We start from the raw sequence: 21398 nt of genomic DNA, 5'->3' as shown, positions 1-21398 counted from the left end.
TATGTGACAAGGATACTTGCAAAGCATTGCAACAGACTATTCCCGCAGCACGGATTTTTCATACGGCTCCCCTCCTTTTTTCCAAAGCCCGCAACCCTGAAAATTTCCAGCTTTCGTTGGTGATGACCGAAAGCTGCATTATGTTTGTATTTTTATTTAGAATATTTACAAATAATATGAAAAAAGACTACCCACACCACGTAAGTGCCCTTCCACGTGTGATTTTTCTGGCAGCTATTTGGCTAATTTCGTTTCAATGCGCATTCGCGCTTGATCCCGACAAAGGCCGTGGTAATGTGCGCGGGCTTGTGCAGACTTCCGACGGCCAACCGGCCGGTTTCGTGAATGTATCTATCAAAGGCTCTTCCAAAGGCGCGCTCACGGGCGAGCAGGGAGAATACCTGATCCGGAATGTGGCCGAAGGGGCCCAGACGCTCGTCGTGCAGTTGGTCGGTTATGCGGCCGTTGAAGTGGCTATCCAGGTGTTGCCCGACGAGACGATCACCGCGCCGGTCGTGAGCCTGAAAGAGAACTTCAACCAATTGGAAGAAGTGCAGGTAAAAGGGAATATCAATCGCTTTGCCGACAAAGAAACGGATTACGTGGCACGCCTCCCACTCAAAAACCTGGAAAATCCACAGGTTTACAGCGCGGTCAACAAAGACCTGATCAGCGAGCAGGTGGTGACTGATTTCAAGGATGCATTGCGCAATGTGGCCGGCGTGGCACCGGTAAACAACCCCGCGGGCGGCACAGGCGCAACTATTCGCGGGTTTTCGGCCACTACCACCGTCCGGAACGGCATGGCGGTACAGATTTACCAGTCGGACCCGATTAACCTGGAACGCGTCGAGGTGATCAAAGGGCCGTCAGGTACATTGTTCGGTTCGAGCCTGGTGAGCTTTGGAGGGCTGATCAACCAGGTGACCAAAAAGCCTTTCGAGACATTCAAAGGAGAAGTTTCATACACGGCAGGCAGTTACGAGCTCAGCCGGTTCACAGCCGACGTTAACACGCCGCTCAATGCCGGCAAGACATTACTTCTGCGCGTAAATGCGGCTGCGCATTCGGAAGGTACCTGGCAGACTTTCGGCCATAACCGCCGCTATACCGCTACACCAAGCCTGCTTTACAAAGTCGATGACCGCCTGACGCTCACCTTCGACGCGGAACTGAATGCGACCAACCGCTCGACCGTCGCCTATTATCAGAATCTGAACAAAACTTCCTATACCAATTTCAAGGATATCCCCATCGGCAGCAAAACTTCACTGGGCGGTGAAAACATCGATGCCGATCTAACCGCATTGAACTACGCCCTCGGCGCGAGGTATACTATTAATTCCAAATGGACGTCCCAAACGAACGTTACCATCGGCAACAACCGCATCGAGCATAGCAACCAGATTTACCCTAACTGGATCAGCGACACGACTTTTAACCGCAACATTTCCAACTACGGACCACGGATTTTCACTTCTATTAATGCGCAACAGAACTTCACCGGCAACTTCAACATCGGGCGCCTGCGCAACCGCCTGCTCGTAGGGCTGGATGTGTACACATTCACGAGCCAGCTGCGCTTCACCGATGTGGGTACATATGATGTGGTGAGCACCAACAAGCCTATTCCGGGTATTAACCTCGACAAGGTGAATGCCATTCTTGCTACCAAAACCAATTCCAACAACCAGACGCGCCTGAGCACTTACAGCGCTTATGCTTCCGATGTGATCAACCTCACCGAGCGGCTGATTGTAATGCTGAGTGTGCGGATCGACCGCTTTGTCAACAATGCGACCATTACCAATGGTGTGAAAGGCGCCAACGACTACAAGCAAACCGCCGTTTCGCCGAAATTCGGTTTTGTGTACCAGGTCGCTCCCGAGCAGCTTTCGATTTTTGGTAATTATATGAATGGCTTCCAGAATGTGGCCCCGGTCGTTCAGCCCGACGGCTCTACCTCGACTTTCAAGCCATTGAATGCCAACCAGTGGGAGTTTGGTTTGAAAGCGGAAGCATTCAACCGTAAACTGACCGGTACCGTGAGCTACTACGACATTTCGATCAACAATGCGACCCGCGTGGAAGACAGCTTTACGATCCAGGACGGCCAGCAGAAAAGCAAAGGCTATGAGTTCGAAGTGGTGGCCAACCCGGTGGCGGGGATGAATATCGTGGCAGGTTATGCCAAAAACGATAATAAGGTCGTCAAAGCCGCTGCATTCGAAGGCAACTACGTGGCGCAGGTACCTACCGACTATGCCAACGTGTGGATCAGCTACAAGTTCACCGGCAAAACGCTGCGCAATTTCGGCCTCGGCCTCGGCGGTAACTATGTTTCCGACTGCTATTTCGAAGCGGCCAACCTGATCACTATTCCGGGTTACACGCTCATTAATGCTTCGCTCTTCTACGATCAGCCCAAATGGCGTGTGACGCTCAAAGGCAATAACCTCGCCAATGAGGTTACCTACTCCAACTGGGGACTGCCGCAGCCGCTCCGCCAGCTGGCCGGCTCGGTTACTATCAAATTCTGACCCGTTCGGGGCGCGTGCTGCGCCCCGATTCATTTTCATCACCATGATCACAGGAAAATCATCCGAAAAGCCCAGGCGTTCGCTGTTCAGGCGCATTAATGAATGGCTGCATCTCTGGCTGGGGCTCGCCTCGGGCATTGTCGTATTTGTAGTATGCCTCACCGCCGCATTGTGGGTGTTCCGGTACGAGGTTTGGTATTTTACGGAGCCTTACCAGCGCGTGGAGGCACAGAACCAACCATTTCTGCCACCTTCGGCATTAATGGAAAAGGCAGCTGCATTCGCGCAGATTAAAGAGGGTAAACCTGTCGAATTCACCGGCATTACTTACGGTACTTCCAAAAAATCGGCAATTGTGAACTACAAACCGGGCGAAGGCAAGTTTTACAGCATTTACGTTAACCCGTACGACGGCAAAGTACTTTACCACAAAACCGGTCCATCGCCGGCCGAGGCATTCTTCATATTTGTGCGGAGCGGCCATCGTTTCTTTTTCCTGCCGCAGAAAATCGGTAGCCCGGTGGTTGGCGCTTCCTGCATTATTTTCGTGATAACCCTCATTACCGGGCTGATCTGGTGGTATCCCAAAAAGTGGACGAAATCGATGCGCGACAAGAGTTTTAAAATCAAATGGAACGGCAACTGGAAGCGCGTCAACCTCGACCTGCATAATGTGCTCGGTTTCTATGCTTTCCTCGTAGCCATCGCATTGACCATCTCCGGCATTGTGTACAGTTTCGACTGGTTCGACAAAGGTTACCAATGGCTGCTTACCGGCAAAGCCACCGCCTCGCACGGCCATTCCGATCACCATCCGCATTCCGACACCACCATTACCCGCGCATTGTATTCCCAGCCGGCAGACATTCTCTGGCAGCGCATCCGCAACGACCATCCCGGAGAGCTCGGCCGGCTCAACATCAGCTTTCCCGAAGAAGCCAACGATCCCTACGAAATCGCGATCAATCCCGAGGACGGCACCATTTACAGAACCTTCAACCGTTTTTTTGACAGGAATACATTGAAGGAACTACCTTCCGAAGAATCGAGAAAGTTTGAAGAAATGTCGGCCGGTGAAAAACTCTACGCGATGAACTTTGACATTCACGTGGGCCAGATTTATGGCCTTCCGACACGTATTCTGGCATTTTTTGCGAGCCTGATTGGCGCCAGCCTACCTGTTACCGGGTTTATCGTCTGGTGGTTCAGGGGGAAAAAGACCAAAACCGGTAAAAAACGGAAACTGCCCGAAAGCCCAATTTCCGTTACGTGAATGTTGTCATTCTTCACGAACCCCTATTTTTGTTAAAATTTTATCATATTAACAGGAAGTATCGTTTCTATACCGAAACACGGACCGTGAAGAATGAACCCTAAGAAGTGCTGTCAGGAGTTTTACTTTCTGCTTTTTACCCTGCTGATCCCTTATTTTACCTCCGGCCAGACGGTCGTTGCCGATACAACCGGCAATGTGATCGTGGGCGATATCACGGTGGAAGGGAACCATCGTACCCGTACGGGCATCATCATGCGCGAGATGGCGATCCGCAGGGACGATACGCTTACGACCGAATCCCTCAAAGAAAAACTCGAAATCGACCGCAGGAAAGTCGTAAATACCAATCTGTTCGTGACGGTAGACCTGCTCACCAAGCCTAATCCCGACTCGGTCCATACCGATATCCGCATTGTCGTGAAGGAGCGCTGGTACTTCATTATGCTGCCCGTTTTCCAGCTTGCCGACCGGAATTTCAATGAATGGTGGTACGAACGAAAGCGGGACCTCTCCCGAACGACCTACGGCGTATACCTAAGCTACGGTAATGTCACGGGCCGCGCAGACAAGCTCCGTTTTCTAGCGGAATTCGGGTTTGTACCAAAGTTCGAGGTAGCATATACGTTACCTTACATCGATAAGGCGCAAAAGACAGGCATTACCATCGGCAGCTCGTACTCTATTAATAAGAACACTGCATTCAGGACCTGGCGCGACAAGCTGCAATATCTCAGCAGCGAGGATATTAACCGGAGGCGATTTTATACTTACGTCAGCCTCACGCGCCGCAACAAATACTACACCTTTCATTCCTTGGACCTTCGTTGGAGCTACCTGTCGGTGTCCGACACCATCGCGAAGCTCAACCCCAATTACCTGCTGGATGGGGATAAACGGCAACGTTATTTCCAATTAACCTACACTTACAGCTACGACAAGCGCGACAATGTTCAGTACGCATTGCAGGGCCAAACTGCCGGGGTGCAGATCTCGAAAACAGGCCTGCTGCCTTCCGATGACGTCAATACATTGTATTTGTACGGCTCGTACCGGAAATTTATACCATTGAGCAAGAAATGGTTTTTCAATACCAATGTCCGGGGACGGATTTCGTTTCCGAAGCGCCAGCCTTACACGCAAACAGTGGGCCTCGGCTACCGCAACGACCTCGTGCGCGGGTACGAGCTTTACGTGATCGACGGGCAGGATTATGCATTGGTCAAGAATGAATTGAAATACAAGCTGTTTTCGATTCAGAAGCATTTTTCATTCATACCTGTGAGGCAGTTCAATACGATCCCGCTGGCGGCTTATATCAATACTTTCGCGGATGCAGGTTATGTCAAAAACAGCTATCCGGAGTTCAGCAATACGAGGCTGGGTAATTCCACATTGTTCGGCGTCGGGGCCGGCGTTGACCTCGTAACGTTCTATAATATCGTCGCGCGGTTTAATGTCACATTGAACGGTTTGGGAGAACGCAGGTTCTTTTTTAACCTTGCAAGAGAGTTTTAAACGGATTTTGGGAAGTGATAAATATGTATAAATTGCAATGAAGCAACCGTCGAATTAGTTATAAGGCACGATAATTTCTCAACTTTATTTAAACCGAATGGTTCAACCTCTACGCTTATGAACACGCTGAAAAATGGGATCGCATTGCTTGTGATGGCAGTAATGGCATCGGCTTGCGACACTAAGACTAACGAAAAAACCGAGGCCGCGGCCGACTCCGTCGTTCTGCGCGAGCCTGCTCCCGCCGAGCTTAACAGCGACCAATCGGCATTGTTGAAAACGATCCTGGGCCCGGCCGAACAAAATCCGGCAGGTGTCGTTTTGAGGGGTATTGCATTCGGCGACGCGATCGCCAAGGTGAAAGCGACCGAGACCTTCGAAATGTTTGAAGAAACGCCCGACCACCTGGGTTATACCTCGGAAACGGCGCAGCTCGAAACGATCGACGTGCAATACTTTCTGACCCCCGAAAAAAAGGTAAATAAGATCACGATCGACGTTTATCTGAACAGTCCGGAAGCTACCAAACAGCTCTGGAATGCCAGCAAGCAGTATTTTAGCGAAGCCTATGCTGCTCCGAAAGAAGACTCCAAAAAGATTTCCTGGAACAACAAAACGATCCGGGTGAATATGGAGGATGTTTCGGAGGGTAAAGATTATGGCTTGAAATTTCAATTCTTCCCGGCCGACAAAAACGTTCTGGCCGCCAAATAACACCTATGAAAACCAAAAGATCGATTATCCTGGGCGCATTGTGCCTCATTGCGCTGAATGCTTTTGCACAAAAACCATCTAAAAAAGACGAAGTAATCACCATCGATACCGACAAGGGTACGATGCGCTTCATTCTTTTCGACGAAACACCGAAGCACAAAGCCAATTTCATCAAACTCGCCAAGGACAAATTCTATAACGGGCTGCTTTTCCACCGCGTGATCGACGATTTCATGATCCAGGGAGGCGACCCCGAGTCACGTAATGCCAAACCCGACGCTATGCTCGGCCGCGGGGATAACGGTTATAAAGTACCGGCGGAATTCAACGGCAAACTTTTCCACCAGAAAGGCGCATTGGCTGCCGCACGTGACAATAACCCGGCAAAAGAATCCAGCGGATGCCAGTTTTATATTGTAGAAGGCCGCAAATGGAGCAAAGCTGATCTGGAAAAACAATCGGCACGGGCAGCGCGCAAACTCACCGACGCCCAGAAGAAAGTGTATGAAACCGTGGGCGGCACACCCCACCTCGACGGCGCATATTCCGTTTTCGGACAGCTGATCGACGGCATGGATGTGCTCGACAAGATTGCTTCGGTAGAAAAAGACGAGCGCGACCGGCCGGAGAAGGATATTTCGATGAAAGTGTCCGTCAAAAAGATGAAAAAGAAGAAGATTACCCGCAAATACGGCTGGAAATACGAAGCTTAAATTGGAAAAGAAAAAGATCCTGATCACCGGCTCCAACGGGCTGCTGGGCCAAAAACTGGTGGAACTGCTGGTATCGAAAGCACACATCGAAACCATCGCCACGGCCCGTGGTGAAAACCGGTTACCATTCCACAAGGGTTACCGGTATGTTGAAATGGACATTACCGACCCGGCGGCGGTAGACGAGGTGCTCGGTACCGAGCGCCCCGATGTACTGATACACACCGCCGCTATGACAAACGTGGACCAATGCGAAATGGAGAAGGATGCGTGCTGGAAACTGAACGTCACCGCCACCGAAACGCTGGTCGCCGCCTGCGCGAAGTACCGGATATTTCTAGAACACGTATCCACGGACTTCATTTTCGACGGAACATCCGGCCCCTACCGCGAAGAAGACATCCCGAACCCGATCAGTTTCTATGGTTGGAGTAAATATGCAGCCGAGAAAGCCGTCAAATCTTCGGACATCGAATGGGCCATTGCGCGCACGGTACTCGTGTACGGGATCGCGCACGACATGAGCCGGAGTAACATTATCCTTTGGGTTAAGAAATCATTGGAAGAAGGTAAGGCCATCAAAGTCGTGACGGACCAGTTTCGTACTCCTACCCTGGCCGAAGACCTTGCATTAGGCTGCTTCCTCATCGCCGACCAGGAGGCGAAAGGCATTTACCACATTTCAGGCAAGGACTTCATGACGCCCTACCAAATGGCACTCGCCGCCGCGGATTACTTCGGGCTGGATGCTTCATTGATCTCGCCTACGGACGCTTCCGCATTCACGCAACCTGCACGCAGGCCTCCGCGTACCGGATTCAATCTGACGAAATCACGGAATGTGCTGGGGTATGAGCCGCATTCGTTTCGGGAAGGGATTGCTATTTTGGCTTCGCAGATTTAAGCTTTTAATGCATTCGTGGCATTCGTCACTTTTCTATTTCTGCTAAATTCAATACAAATCCAGGGAAAAGCGGCTCTCCGGAAAGCTGAATATCGAGGCTATCATATTGACGGATCGCACAGCCCGGCTCATATACATAAACCTTTTCCTTATACCGGTCGATCAACCAGCCCAGGCGACAACCATTGTCAAGGTATTCCTGCATCTTATCCTGCAAATAGCGCAGTGAATCCGATCGGGAGCGGATTTCGATTACAAAATCAGGACAGACATGACCGAAACGCTCCTGTTCATCCCTGGACATTGCATCCCAGCTTGTGCGGTTGACCCAAGCCACATCCGGTGATCGTACCGCGCCATTCGGAAGAGTGAAGCCCGCCGATGGCCCGAAGGCCTTTCCGGGAACCTTATTTTTGCGCAACCAGGCGGCGAATTCAGCGAAAATATCGCCATTAAAGCTATCAGAAAGCATTCCAGCAGGTGACATAAAGATAATGTTGCCTTCGCTGTCACGCTCCAAGTTGAGCGTATCGTTCATCTGGCAAAAACGAAAGAATTCGTCTTCACTCATGAGATCTCCCACAATGAATGTAACAGGCGTGTCCATAACTTAACGATGTCTTTGGAAGTCTTTCAATAATGCTAATCAAATGTAACGATTTTGCCTCAAAGGCAGAACGGCGGCCGGCAGTCACTTTTCATAGAACGGATTCAGAAGGACCAACTGTCAGCCGCCGCTATCGTGCGGGTGATTTTTTTTAGTTATACAACAACTCATAATATTCCCGCGCCATCCTATCCGAGTTGAATGGTTCGGAGACGTCGTTCATACTGTTCAAAACCATCTCCTGCCACTTCGCCGGTGCATTGTAGTAAGTCGGGATGACGGAACGTTCCAGGGTTTCCATCAGGTTGTCGCAATCCTGCTTGTTGATATCCTCGCCTTTGGCCACGGGCAGCAGGAATGCATTATGCTCATCCTTGGCGAACTCGCAAATCCAGCCATCGAAGGTGGAGAGGTTCAATGCGGCATTCATGGCGGCCGTCATGCCGCTGGTACCTGATGCTTCACGCGTCACGACGGGCGTGTTGAGCCAGATGTCCGCGCCGTCTTTGAGGAGTTTGGATAATGCCAGTTCGTAGCCCGTCAGCACGGCCATGTTGGGAAATAAATGGCTAAGATAGAACAGATGGTTGAATGTCCCCACGGCGCCTTCGTCTTTCGGATAAGGTTTCCCCGCCCAGATAACCTGAATAGGTTGGTTCACATTCGCCATCATCCGTTTGAACCGTTCGATATCCCACACAAGCATATCCGCGCGCTTGTAAGCCGCGAAGCGCCGCGCCCAGACGATCGTGAGTACATCCGGATCAAACAGCTTGCCGCTCTGATCGGCGACGGTTTTGAAAAGCACCTTTTTGAGCTCCTTCTTGCGTGCCACGATCGCCTCGACATTCTTTTCCACGCGTGCCTTTTCCAGTACCGGATCAACCCAGTAAGCATTGTTCTGCGCATTGGTAATGTGGCCGATCGGCGCGATTTTGGGATGCGCTTTCCACATTTTACGGGAAACCTCCCCATGCAGCTTCGAGACGCCGTTCGCTTTGTGGCTCAGACTCAATGCAGCCAGCGAGTGGTTGAATACCCCATCCCGGATGCCGCTGATTTTGCGGACCGTTTCCAGGTCAAGGCCGGAGAAGAAGCCAAGTTTATCGAGGAAATGAATGTCGTGTTTTTCATTACCCGCCTCTTCCGGCGTATGCGTCGTGAAAACGACCTTTTTCTGCACATCAGCGACTTTCTTGTATTTTTTGTACAAATGAAAAAGGGCGGATACGGCGTGCGCCTCATTCAAATGGTACACTTCCGGCTCATATTGCAATGCTTCGAGCAACTTCGCGCCACCGATACCCAGCACCATGCATTGCGCTACTTTATAGGTAACGTCGGCGTCGTACAATGAATAACTGATCGCGCGTGTGGCCTCGTCGTTGCCGTCGGTATCGGTGGTCAGCAGGAATAATGGGGCCGAGCCGAATGTCTCCGGATCAAGGTAATAGGCTGCTACCCACACGTTTTTGCCCATCATCGGGATTTGGAAGCGGATCTGGGTGTCGGTGAGAAAGGAATACATTTTCTCCCGGAACTCGGGCTCCATACTGCCGTCTTTCTTGCGGCCCTGGTCGTAGTAACCGTATTTCCACAGCATTCCAATCCCGACCAGGTTCTGTTTGAGTGCGTACACGCTGCGCATATGCGAGCCCGCGAGGAAGCCCAAACCGCCCGAGTAGATTTTTAATGCCTGGTCGACGGCGAATTCCATCGAAAAGTAGGCGACTGATTTTTTGTATTGACTATCCGCGACAAACGGGTGATGGTAGGGAAGCTTGAAAGTTTGTTGTGACATCAGTAGCAATTTTGGTTTAACAAAAAAACTGCATAAAAAACCCGGCCTGTTGGTAAAGGCCGGGTTGTATTGTTGGTGATTTTATTTGCCGAAAAGCCGTGCCCAGAAGCCTTTCGCCTTCGTTTTCGTCTCGCCGACTTTCTCCGAAGCCTCTTCTTTCAGTTCGGCTATTTCCGCTGTCGCCTTCGCTTTCAGCTCCGCGGCCTTGGCTTGTGCTTCGGCCAGTTTTTCGGCGGCTGCTTCTTTCGCATCTTCAAATGCTTCGGCGGCATCTTCCTTAATGTCCTCGTATTTGTCTGTCGCGACTACTTTGATATCTTCAAACTTCTCCGAAGCCACTTCTTTAATATCCTCAAATTTTTCGGTTGCAGCCTCTTTCAAATCCTCGAATTTCTCCGCTGCTGCCCCTGTGAAACCGGCAATTTTCGCCGCAAAGCCCGACTCCGCCTCTTCGGCTTTCTCCACAACTTCTTCTTTCACAGCTTCTACCTTCGCAGCCGCTTCTTCTTTCACTTCCGCTACCGTTTCTTGTGCCGCTTCCGCTTTTTCCTCGATCAGCGCTTCGGCTTCTGTGGCTTTGGTTTCGGCTTGCGCTTTCAGGTCGTCGAGCGTTTCGTAGACTTCGGTTTTAATGCCGTCCGCAGCGTCTGCCACCTCTTCCACTTTATCCTCCGCCTTGATTTCCAAAGCATTGGCTTCCTCTTTCACTACTTTCGCCGCCTCGTCCTTAATTCCCAGCGCCTCTTCCACGATCTCGTCTTTGGCATCTGTGGTAGTGGTTTTGAGTTCTTCCACTTTATTTTCCAGTGATTCTTTTGCGTCTTCTGGAGTAGGTTCGGTATTCTCGGCCATGGGGAATGCAGGTTTAAGGTAAAGGACAGTTGATTCGTTGAATGTGTAAGCTACAAATGTAATGCCAGGGTTGCAAGCAATGCAGTCAGCTTTGTACTAGGTTAACCTTCTAACCATCAAATTTTTAACCAACTCGTAAAACGGCTCGGGCTGTAATGTACGCCAATTGTTGAGGTGCAGCGTTCCCCCGAAATTGATGTAGTAATCGAGGCGGAATTTCTTCCATTGCTCCTCCACATGCTCCCGGAAATTAATCGCCACGATCCAGCCATCCTCCACGTCGTCGAACCATTCGGAATAGTAATCATCCTCATTGCCGCCGTGAAAATCCAGGACGTTTTCACCCAATAGAATAAACTGGTTAATACCCTCATTCACAAGCGGATCGATCACCTGTCGTTTCAGGAACATGATGTCGTTGTGCAGCGCATCGTTCCATTCCCCGAACATTTCGATGATTGCAAAACGCTTCTTATAGTCGGCAAAAAGGATTTTCACATACAATGTCTCCGACCCGATATCGTCCCAGAGCGGGTGGATATAGTAGCCGTAAATCGTATTCTCGTAATATTCCAGGTTGTAGGTACGGCCATAAAACGGCGAACGCTCGTCGTCACTGGCAATGTAATGTTTCTCCCAATTGTAGTATGGCTCTATTTCCTGCATGGGTTTAAAGTTCAGAGTTTAGAATTTAAAGTTCAGAGTTTAGAGTTTAGAGTTTAAAGTTTAGAGTTGGGAGTTTAGAGTTCAGAGTTTAAAGTTAGAGTTGGGAGTTTAGGGTTTAAAGTTCAAGATTAGAATCATAAGTCTCAACATTTAACGCTAACATTTAACGCTCTACTAAAATTCTAAACCTTACACTCTAAACTTTCAACTCTAAACCGTGAACTCTAAACCTTAAACTCTGAACCCTAAACTCCGAACTCCAAACTTTCAACCCTAAACCCTGAACTCTATTTGGACTTAATATAAATAGTATCGTAGCTTTGCGGCGGACATCGCTACCCTACCGCATTGGCCGATTTACACGAAAATACAGCCCCATTGCTCATTCAAACCGACAAGTCGTTTGAAGAACTCTACCATTTGCATTGGGAAAAAGTATTTGCGATATGCTACCAGGGCACTCGCGATACCGAACAGGCGGAAGATCTGATGCATGAGATTTTCCAGTCGCTCTGGGAGCGCCGGAGTGAACTGCGGGTGCAAGGCCCGGCAGCGCATTACCTCGTACGCGCCGCGAAGCTGAAAATCATGGCCCACCACCGCGATTCAGCTAACCGGCGGCAGATTTTTGATCAGGTAGTTGATAAAAAAGCGGGTTCGGAAGAGACCACTCAGCGCCAGGTCGACTACCACCTGCTTTCCGAACGCGTAACCGAGCTCGTGGCCGACCTGCCGCACCCCTGCCAGGAGGTTTTCGTGATGAGCCGGCAGGAAGGCTTGTCGAACAAGGCCATTGCCGCATCGCTCGTTTTGTCCGAAAAAACAGTTGAATACCACCTTACCCGCGCATTGCGCTTCCTCGGCAAGCACCTGGCCGAGTACCAGCATTAACTTTTTTCACATTCGCGCAAGGGTAGCATTCCGGTTGCGCAACAATATGGGCAGGGGCGCTATGTCCCGCATCAGCCCATGAACATTACACCAGAACTTTTACAACGTTACAACGCGGGAGAATGCACCCGAGATGAAATTCACGACGTGGAACAATGGCTGGACGATCCCGGCGTAGCTGCCGACGCCATTGCCGAAATACCCGAAGAAACGCGGCATGCCTCGGGCGCACGTGTGTGGGAACGCTTGCAGCCACGTGGCGCGGAGCCGTTCCGGATGCGCTACCGGTATTATCTGTCAGGAATGGCCGCCACATTGTTGCTGGTAAGTGGTATTGTCTGGTATTTAACTAAACACAATCCTTCCCGGGAAGCGCGTCCAATAGCTACTATTCAAACCATTCGCACCCAAAAAGGCGAAACCCGTCAGCTTGCATTGCCCGACGGGTCCGTGGTGATGCTCAGCTACGACAGCGAGCTTCGGTACCCATCCGCATTCAGCGATTCGGTGCGTCGTGTGGTGCTGATCGGCGAGGCGCAGTTCTCGGTCAAAAAGAATTCCAAACAGCCATTTATCGTCGAAACCGCCGCTGCGCAGACGCGCGTGCTGGGGACGGTTTTCGATTTGAAGGAATATCCCGGCGAAGGCAGCACTGCATTGCTGGTTACGGAAGGCAAGGTCAGGTTCTTGAATAAAACATCGGCAAAATCGGAGATCGTGACCGCCGGAAATGCGGGACTGATCGCAGGCAGGCAGTTAACTACGCGCGCTGTTTCGGGCGCGGAAGCACAGGTTTCGTGGCTAAACAATGCATTGCGGTTCGACGACATCCCGCTTACGCTAGTGGCGCGCGAGCTGGAAAGAAGGTACAATGTCACTATCGACGTGCGTTCGGACGCATTGAAAAAGGAGCGTTACACCGGCGCATTCAAAAACCCCTCGCTGAATGCGGTACTGGGCAGTTTGAGTATCGCGGTGGGCTTTCGCTACGAGGTCAAAGGAGAAAATATCAGTTTATATAAATAGTAACCCTATCAATTTCATGAATAAATCGCCCTAGCTGCGGAGGATGAAAAAACCCGATGCGCTGTCGCCAAACTTTACACCGGGTCAAATGCCAATCAATCGCAGATCAATCAACATTTAAACAAAAATATGCAGCTCCATTCTACTTCGCCCCAAACGGGCATTAAAAACTGCTTCACTCCCCTTAGAAAATGCATGGCCGCCGTGCTTTGCGCCACTGCCATCCTGAATGCCAACAGCGCGCACGCACAGGCTCCCGTACTCGCGAAAGCCGTTAATCTGAAATTGCACGATGTACGCCTTTCCGACGCCCTCGCGCGAATCGGCGATCAAACGGGCACTTCCATTTCGTATAGCAGCACACAGCTGAATGTAGCCAAAAAAGTGAATGCCAATCTTGCCAATGTACCTGTGAAAGACGCGCTGCACCGTGTGGTAGGCTCGGCCTTGAAAGAGCTGCACGTGCAGGAAAACGTAATTACCATCGAAGCTAACGAAGGCCGAGGCGCATTGCGTGGTACATTGAAAACCTCCGACGGAAAGCCTGCCGAGTTTGTGAACATCACGGTGAAAGGCACCGGAAAGGGTGCGCAAAGCGATGCCAACGGTCAATTTATCATCCGGAATATCCCTGCCGGCGAGCATAAGGTTGTGATCCAGTTACTTGGTTACGAGGCCATCGAGCGCGATGTGACGATCGAAGCGGATCAGACGGTGACATTCGAACCGATATCCCTCAATGAGGACAGTAAAGCATTGCAGGAAGTAGTGATCAGTGGGGATATCAATAAGTTTTCCAAAAAAGAAAGCGAGAATGTGGCCAAGCTGCCCATTAGCAATATGGAAAACCCTCAGGTTTACAGCGCATTATCGAAAACACTTTTCACCGAACAGCTCATTACCGATTTTTCAAACATCGTCAAAAATGCGCCGGGTGTTTACAAAATCCAGGCTAACCGAGGTATCAACTCGGATGGCGCGACATTCTACGCATTGCGCGGCTTCCGTACCGAATTGTCGGTGGTGGACGGATTACCCGTGCAAACCAACGGCGAGTTCGACCCGATTAATGTGGAAAAGGTGGAGGTGATCAAAGGGCCATCGGCGACGCTTTTTGGCAGTTCGGTAACCTCATTCGGCGGGTTAATGAATATTGTAACTAAAAAACCGGTTGAAATAGCGGGAGGTGAGATTGGTTATACTACCGGCAGCTTTGGTCTGCAACGGCTCACGGCTGACATTTACGGGCCTATTAATGCTTCAAAAAACCTTTTATTGAGGGTTAATGCGGCTTATCAGTACCAGGGCAGCTTTCAGGACGCGGGTTTCCGCAGAAGCCTGGTGATCGCGCCATCGCTGGAATACCGTGTAAATGAGCGGATGACGGTGCTTTTCAATGCAGGCATTTACCAGGGCGAGATGACGAGCCCATCGGCTGTGTTTCTCAACCGTACCCGCCAGTTTGTTGCCCACACGCCGCAGGAACTGGGCTTCGACTGGGAGAAATCCTACACCAGCAACGACCTGACGATGAAAACGCCGACCATTAATGTGTACGGTCAATTGAAATACAAACTTTCAAATAATTGGACGTCGCAAACCGCATTTTCGAGCAATACCCGCAAATCCGACGGTTTCTACCAATACCAGTTTATCCGCGGTACAGTGGCCGATACCTTGCTCGAACGCAACATTTCATTGCAAAACACGACCAACAATGCGATCGACATTCAGCAGAATTTTATCGGTGATTTCAAAATTGGCACATTGCGGAACCGCGTCGTCGTGGGCCTCGACTACCTGAACCGCACGGCGCATAACAACAACTCGCCCTACATTGTGTTCGACAATGTAAGCGGCATTCACAACGATCCGAATTACCTGAAAATTAACCGCACGTCTGTGGAAGCACGCCTGGCTGTGGACAATGGCGCGCCTACACGTAACTATAACTCCGGTAACGTGTACAGCGCCTATTTCTCCGACGTCCTCAATGTAACCGACCGCCTGCTCGCGATGATCAGTCTGCGCGTCGACCGTTTTGATAATAAAGGCACATTAAATCACGCCACGCGCACCTACGTCGCCAATACGCAGTTCAAGCAAACGGCAGTTTCGCCCAAGTTCGGGGTTGTTTACCAGCTGATCAAAGACCGCCTTTCGGTTTTCGGTAATTATATGAACGGCTTTTTCAATGTAGCCCCTGTAACCCAGCCGCTACCGGACATTTCGGGTGTTTTCAAACCTCAGCAAGCCAACCAGCTCGAAGGCGGTATCAAACTGGAAAGCTATCAGGGCAAGCTGAATATGACGGTCAGCTACTACGATATCAAGGTGGACAAAATCACGCGTACGGACGTTCTCGTTCGCGAGGGCAAGAACTACAATATTACAGTGCAGGACGGCACACAATACAGCCGCGGCATCGAGGTGGAAATCATCGCCAACCCTATTACCGGCCTGAACCTCGTGGCAGGTTACAGCCACAACGACAGCAAGCTCACCAAATCGACGGTAGCGCTGGAAGGCCGTCGCCCGGCGAATGCAGGCCCGGCGGACCTGGCGAATGCATGGGTGAGCTATGCATTGCCCGTGAGCAAGCTGAAAGGCCTGGGCGTGGGCATCGGGGGTAACTATATCAGCGAGCATTTGACGGCGAACTCGGCAGTGACGGGGATTTTCACGATTCCTTCCTACACCGTGCTGAACTCGACTGTTTTTTATAATACCAAAGCATGGCGCATCGGTTTGAAGTTCGATAACATGCTGGACAAGAAATATTTCGCCGGGCAGGGCGTGCTGACGCCGCAGATGCCGAGGAATTTCTCGGCTAATCTGGCGATTAAGTTTTAGTTAACGCTAGTGGATTATAATCAAAACGGGCTGCCTCATTTGAAGCAGCCCGTTTTTGCATTCTATATCTTCTGAAATCTTACAACTCGCGGATCCAGATGTTGCGGAAGCTTGTCGTATTGTTGTGGTCTTGCAATTTGATTGGACCTTTTCCGTGCGGCTCGATCGTCGGCTGACCTACGTATGGAGTCGTTCCCTGGATCATGGTGTGGTTTTGAACCAGTACGCCATTGTGGATCACGGTAATGTATGGCGGGTGGGTCATGTGGCCGTCTTTGTTGAAATGCGGTGCGGTGTAAACTACATCGTAAGTCTGCCATTCACCCGGGCCAACTGCCGCGTTTACGAGCGGCATAGTTTGCTTGTAGATCGAACCTGCCTGACCGTTGGAGTAAGTCGGGTTGTTATAGCTGTCGAGTACCTGCAGTTCGTAGATTCCCTGCATGAAAATACCGCTGTTGCCACGGCCCTGGCTGTTACCTTCTACTTTCGCAGGTGTACGCCATTCGATGTGCAGCTGGTAATCGCCGAAAGTTTGTTTGGTTTGAATGTCGCCTGATTTGGGAGCCACGGTCATCGCACCGTCGCCTACTGTCCAGGGCGCAGCCGACTTGCCGTCTTTACCGGAAACCCACTGATCGAGGTTTTTACCATCGAACAATACGATTGCATCGGAAGGAGCTGTGAAGCCTGAAACGGCCGGAGAACCTTTGCCTGGCGTTACAACACGGGGTACCGGATTCCACAATTCACTGGATTCGGGGGTTTGCTTCGCAGGTTGCAGTTGCGCGTGTGCGGCGAAGGCTGCTGCCATGCTGAACGCGGTAAGCATCAATTTTTTCATTTGAAAGGTAACAGTTTTAGTCTAATAACTCTTTGATATTATATCAAAACACAACATTAAGTAAAAAGCAGCAACAAAAAGGATTCTCATCTATATAAATGTAATTTTCCCGATTCTTATCACGTAATTTGCAGGGCTAAAGGCATTCCTGGCCTGATTGCTAATCTAAAACCGACTAAGCTTACCGCAAGTATGTTTAAAACCAACCGTTCACTTTTTCAATTAATCGCCTCTGGGGTAGCGGCTTTCGCTATGCATACCGCCTACGCCCAGCAGCCCATTCCTCTCAACGACCTCAGTGCTTTTACGACCAAATCCAGTGACTGGAAGATCGTCGGCAATGCATCGGCTGACCTCGCCAAAGAAAACGCGCTGACTACCAGCCCGGGCAAAGGTGTGCTGGCCTGCCTTCACGAAAAAGGCAAGTATGGCAGCGACTACGAACTGATTTCCAATTTCAAACATGGCGATCTCGACATTGAAATGGATTTCATGATGAGCAAAGGTTCCAACTCTGGAATCTATCTGCAAGGCAACTACGAAGTACAGCTTTTTGACAGCTGGGGTAAAAAAGGCGCTAAATACAACGACTGCGGTGGTATTTACGAACGCTGGAACGATTCCAAGCCCGAAGGCGAAAAAGGCTACGAAGGATATGCACCGCGCTTCAACGTGGCGAAAGCGCCGGGGTTGTGGCAGCATATCAAAATCTCTTACCAGGCACCGCGTTTCGATGCCAACGGCAAGAAAATCGCGAATGCGGTATTCCTTTCCGTGGTGCTGAATGGTATTACAATCCATGAAAACGTGGAAGTAAGCGGCCCTACCCGCGGTTCACTGACTGCCGAAGACGTGCCAATGGGCCCGATCCGTATCCAGGGCGACCACGGTTCGCTGGCGATCCGCAATATCGTGGTTAACAATTTTGACAAAAAACCTGCGACCCTTTCGGAGCTTACTTACAAGACCTATTACGGCGGCTTGTCGGAAACGGAAGACCTTTCAAAACTAACCCCTGCGGAAACCGGCAAATCAGAATCGCTGAACTGGGAGATTTTGAAAGAAAACAACAACTATTCTTTCGTTTACAACGGTCGTTTCAATGCAGCCAGCGAAGGCGAATACACTTTCCGTTTGCAAGCTTCGGGTAATGCTTACCTGAAAATCGATGGCAAAGATGTGATCAAGCCGGAGTGGAAATCGAACAACGAATTCCGCGTGGCCAAAGTAAACCTGACTGCCGGCGATCATAAACTCGAATTTTTCAACAACAAAAAAGACGGCTGGATGCGCCCGGTACTGGGCCTCTGGATTAGCGGACCCGGTTTCCGTGAAATCGCTTTCCATTCCAAAAGCTCGTCAATGGGCGGAAATTCTACCGACCCGATCCTGATCCAGGCATCTACCAACACCATTACCCGCTCTTTCATGGATTTCCGCAAGGACGAAAAAGCGAAAAGAACCCGCGTGGTACACGCAGTTTCGGTGGGTAGCCCTGCGAGCCTGCATTATACTTACGACCTCGACAAAGGCGCCATCCTGCAAGTTTGGCGTGGCGAATTCCTCGATGCTACCCCAATGTGGCACGAACGCGGTGACGGTTCTTCCCGCCCGCGCGGCAGCGTAACGTTGCTCGGCGACGATATGTTTTTGGGTAAATCAGGTAAATCTAAATGGGAAGCAGATACGACCGGCAGCGGCTACCGTCCGAAAGGATACGTACTGGACGATACCGACGTACCTACATTCCAGTACCAGGCATACGGCTCGGCGATCACCGACTACATTTCCGTTGTGAACAACCAGTATTTCGAGCGTATTTTGAAGGTAAATAATCCTGCAAAAGACCTCGTAGCACGCCTGGCAGACGGTTCTTCTATCGAAAAAATCTCGGAAGGACTTTACGCGGTAGACGACAAATCGTACTACATCCAGCTGGCCGACAAAAAATTGAAACCAGAAATCAGAGGCGCCAAAGGCGAGCAGGAACTCATCGTGCCTGTTACCAACGGCGAAGTGAAGTATTCTATCCTGTTCTGATTTTAACCTTATTATTTCTGATTGACAATGAAAAAACTTGCTCATATAGCATTCGCTCTTTTGGCCTCCCTGTCTACGCTTAAAGCGCAGGAGTCTCCGAAAGAAGAAGATTTTTACAAGATCGTTACCCCACCGATTCCTGAGGGCATTATCCTCGAAGTAGGTGGTTTGACAACCATGCCGAACGGTTCACTGGCGATTTCAACGCGTCGTGGTGAAGTCTGGATCGTGGATAACCCTACCAGCCGCACGCCGTATTTCCGCAAATTCGCGACAGGCTTGCATGAAATCCTCGGTCTGGCTTACAAAGAGGGCGCATTGTACTGCGCACAACGTGGTGAATTGACCAAGCTGATCGACAAAAACGGCGACGGCAAAGCTGATGTTTACGAAACAGTTTACGCATGGCCATTGTCGGGTCACTACCACGAGTATTCGTTCGGCCCTAAACTGGCTCCGGATGGCAGCTTCTTCGTGAGTGGTAACGTAGCATTCGGTGACGAAGAATGGTGGAGAGGCGAAAGCCGTGTTCCTGGTCGTGGCTGGATTTTCCACATTACCAACGACGGCAAATACGAACCTTACGCAACCGGCGTGCGCTCCCCTGCGGGTATCAGCATGCTGAACGGCGAGCTGTTCTACACCGACAACCAGGGCGACTGGATGGGTACCGGTGCGATTTTCCAGGTTAAAAAAGGCGGCTTCATGGGCCACCCCGCAGGTTTGAAATGGGCCGGACTACCTAACTCACCTGTGAAACTGACCGAAAAGCAATTCTTCGCTGAGCGTGACAACCGCCAGCACCGCAATGCACAGGACCGAGCGATCAAGCCTGAAAACACAATGGGTGAAGAACCACAGTTCTTGTACCAATTGAAACAGAAATACGATATGGTACAACTTCCGGCAGTATGGTTGCCTTACGGTGTACACGGTGTTTCCACATCTGAATTAATCCTCGACAATACACAAGGCAACTTCGGTCCTTTCACAGGCCAGGTTTTTGTAGGTGACCAGGGACAAAGCAACATTATGCGCGTTGTTCTGGAAAAAGTAAAAGGCGAATATCAGGGCGCTAGTATCGGTTTCCGCAGCGGATTCCAGTCTGGCGTATTGCGTATGGCGTTCGACAAGGACGGATCGATGTTCGTAGGTGAAACCAACCGTGGTTGGGGATCGGCCGGTGATGCCAACCAGGGCTTGCAGCGTCTGGTTTGGAATGGTAAAATGCCTTTTGAAATGTATACTGTGAAGGCTCAGCCAGACGGTTTCGAAATTGAGTTCACCATGCCAGTTGACCGCAAATCGGCGGAAGACCTGGATTCTTACAAAGTGAGCAGCTACCTCTACAAGCATTACCCTGTTTACGGTAGCCCGCAAATCAACCTGGAAGACGTAAAAATCGCTGGTGTGAAAGTATCCGACGACAACAAGAAAGTACGCATTGTACTCGACGGCATGAAGCAGTATTATGTTCACAAAATCTCCCTGGAAGGCGTTCGCTCATCTTCAAACAGCTGGTCGCTCGTACACCCGGATGCATATTACACGTTGAACAACATCCCTGACGGTGAAAGATTGAAGGTTTCTGACCTGAAAACGACCCGTTCGGGCAAAGCACAAGCTTCGGTTTCAACTGAGCCTGTAAAAGAGCACGTTTCTCCAGACGGCAAAGGCAAAGCAACCCCTGCGAAAGCCGGAGCTGCTGCGAAAGCGCCAACCTGGGAAGAAGTGAAGCCTTTGCTGGCGAAAAACACCTGCCTTGCGTGCCACGCGCCTGACAAGAAAGTGGTAGGTCCTTCGTACGCCGATGTTGCAAAACGCAAATACAGCAACGAGAAGATCGTAGAACTGATCTACGCGCCGAAGCCTGAAAACTGGCCTGACTACGCGACGCCAATGGCGCCAATGCCTCAGGTTCCGAAGGCAGAAGCTGCTAAAATCGCGGCGTGGATCAATTCACTAGCGAAATAATTGCTTCGAAACGGGCTTTGCCCTGCCAATAGCTTCAAAAGGCTGCTTCCATGTCGGAGGCAGCCTTTTTAGTTGACCGTCAGCCTGTCCGGAATACATTTTAATACATTATATTCACATAACGAACCGGAACTAATGCAGCGCAAATCGCACGTTTTACCATTGAAAATGCGTTAGTTACT

At 50.5% G+C, this 21398-nt stretch carries 16 protein-coding genes; 11 read left to right on the top strand and 5 right to left on the bottom strand.

The genetic code is table 11. From position 1 onward, the window contains the following. Nucleotides 1-176 precede the first annotated feature (176 nt). The 6 genes from BLQ88_RS31220 (at nt 177) to BLQ88_RS31195 (ending at nt 7662) form a co-directional block, all read left to right on the top strand. Nucleotides 177-2540, top strand: coding sequence for a TonB-dependent receptor (locus BLQ88_RS31220; RefSeq protein ID WP_176885165.1), 2364 nt, complete (start codon nt 177-179; stop codon nt 2538-2540). Nucleotides 2541-2583: 43 nt separating this feature from the next. Next, nucleotides 2584-3813 carry a PepSY-associated TM helix domain-containing protein gene (locus BLQ88_RS31215; RefSeq protein ID WP_176885164.1) on the top strand — a complete coding sequence of 410 codons (1230 nt, stop codon included), beginning with the start codon at nt 2584-2586 and terminating at the stop codon, nt 3811-3813. A gap of 93 nt (nt 3814-3906) precedes the next feature. Continuing rightward, nucleotides 3907-5331: a BamA/TamA family outer membrane protein gene (locus tag BLQ88_RS31210; RefSeq protein ID WP_090156945.1), complete on the top strand. Its 1425-nt coding sequence runs from the start codon at nt 3907-3909 to the stop codon at nt 5329-5331. 117 nt (nt 5332-5448) lie between these two features. Further along, nucleotides 5449-6045 carry a hypothetical protein gene (locus BLQ88_RS31205; RefSeq protein WP_090156944.1) on the top strand — a complete coding sequence of 199 codons (597 nt, stop codon included), beginning with the start codon at nt 5449-5451 and terminating at the stop codon, nt 6043-6045. 5 nt (nt 6046-6050) lie between these two features. Then, entirely contained in the window at nt 6051-6758 is a 708-nt protein-coding gene (locus BLQ88_RS31200; protein ID WP_090156943.1) for a peptidylprolyl isomerase, read from the top strand. Between the two features lies 1 nt (nt 6759). Beyond that, nucleotides 6760-7662 carry an SDR family oxidoreductase gene (locus tag BLQ88_RS31195; RefSeq protein WP_090156942.1) on the top strand — a complete coding sequence of 301 codons (903 nt, stop codon included), beginning with the start codon at nt 6760-6762 and terminating at the stop codon, nt 7660-7662. Nucleotides 7663-7687: 25 nt separating this feature from the next. On the opposite strand, the gene BLQ88_RS31190 is transcribed toward BLQ88_RS31195, so the two are convergent. The 4 genes from BLQ88_RS31190 to BLQ88_RS31175 all read right to left on the bottom strand — a co-directional run bounded on the left by BLQ88_RS31190 (nt 7688) and on the right by BLQ88_RS31175 (nt 11588). Beyond that, nucleotides 7688-8269, bottom strand: a complete 582-nt coding sequence (locus BLQ88_RS31190) for a Uma2 family endonuclease (protein WP_090156941.1) — start codon at nt 8267-8269, stop codon at nt 7688-7690. Nucleotides 8270-8420: 151 nt separating this feature from the next. Further along, nucleotides 8421-10070 (bottom strand): alpha-glucan family phosphorylase, encoded by a 1650-nt coding sequence (gene glgP / locus BLQ88_RS31185; protein WP_090156940.1) that lies wholly within the window; start codon nt 10068-10070, stop codon nt 8421-8423. A gap of 81 nt (nt 10071-10151) precedes the next feature. Continuing rightward, nucleotides 10152-10922, bottom strand: coding sequence for a hypothetical protein (locus BLQ88_RS31180; protein ID WP_090156939.1), 771 nt, complete (start codon nt 10920-10922; stop codon nt 10152-10154). 96 nt (nt 10923-11018) lie between these two features. Continuing rightward, nucleotides 11019-11588: a hypothetical protein gene (locus BLQ88_RS31175; protein ID WP_090156938.1), complete on the bottom strand. Its 570-nt coding sequence runs from the start codon at nt 11586-11588 to the stop codon at nt 11019-11021. Between the two features lie 348 nt (nt 11589-11936). On the opposite strand from BLQ88_RS31175, the gene BLQ88_RS31170 reads away from it, so the two are divergent. From BLQ88_RS31170 to BLQ88_RS31160, 3 genes are all read left to right on the top strand, one after another. Further along, a complete protein-coding gene (locus BLQ88_RS31170) occupies nt 11937-12479 on the top strand; it encodes a sigma-70 family RNA polymerase sigma factor (protein ID WP_229212945.1) in 543 nt (180 codons plus the stop codon). 78 nt (nt 12480-12557) lie between these two features. Beyond that, complete coding sequence (locus BLQ88_RS31165; protein WP_090156937.1) at nt 12558-13505, top strand: FecR family protein; 948 nt, start codon at nt 12558-12560, stop codon at nt 13503-13505. 129 nt (nt 13506-13634) lie between these two features. Beyond that, nucleotides 13635-16358: a TonB-dependent receptor gene (locus BLQ88_RS31160; RefSeq protein ID WP_090156936.1), complete on the top strand. Its 2724-nt coding sequence runs from the start codon at nt 13635-13637 to the stop codon at nt 16356-16358. Nucleotides 16359-16437: 79 nt separating this feature from the next. Here BLQ88_RS31160 and BLQ88_RS31155 read toward each other — a convergent pair whose 3' ends face one another. Beyond that, entirely contained in the window at nt 16438-17202 is a 765-nt protein-coding gene (locus BLQ88_RS31155) for a 3-keto-disaccharide hydrolase (protein ID WP_090156935.1), read from the bottom strand. Nucleotides 17203-17394: 192 nt separating this feature from the next. On the opposite strand from BLQ88_RS31155, the gene BLQ88_RS31150 reads away from it, so the two are divergent. Next, complete coding sequence (locus BLQ88_RS31150; protein ID WP_229212944.1) at nt 17395-19242, top strand: 3-keto-alpha-glucoside-1,2-lyase-like domain-containing protein; 1848 nt, start codon at nt 17395-17397, stop codon at nt 19240-19242. 27 nt (nt 19243-19269) lie between these two features. Next, entirely contained in the window at nt 19270-21216 is a 1947-nt protein-coding gene (locus tag BLQ88_RS31145; RefSeq protein ID WP_090156934.1) for a c-type cytochrome, read from the top strand. The last annotated feature ends 182 nt before the right edge of the window (nt 21217-21398 follow it).

This window comes from Dyadobacter soli (genome assembly GCF_900101885.1).
GTDB classification, from domain to species: Bacteria; Bacteroidota; Bacteroidia; order Cytophagales; family Spirosomataceae; genus Dyadobacter; species Dyadobacter soli.
The sequence above is the reverse complement of the archived record's forward strand: the minus strand, read 5'-3'. Positions and strand labels throughout refer to the sequence as shown.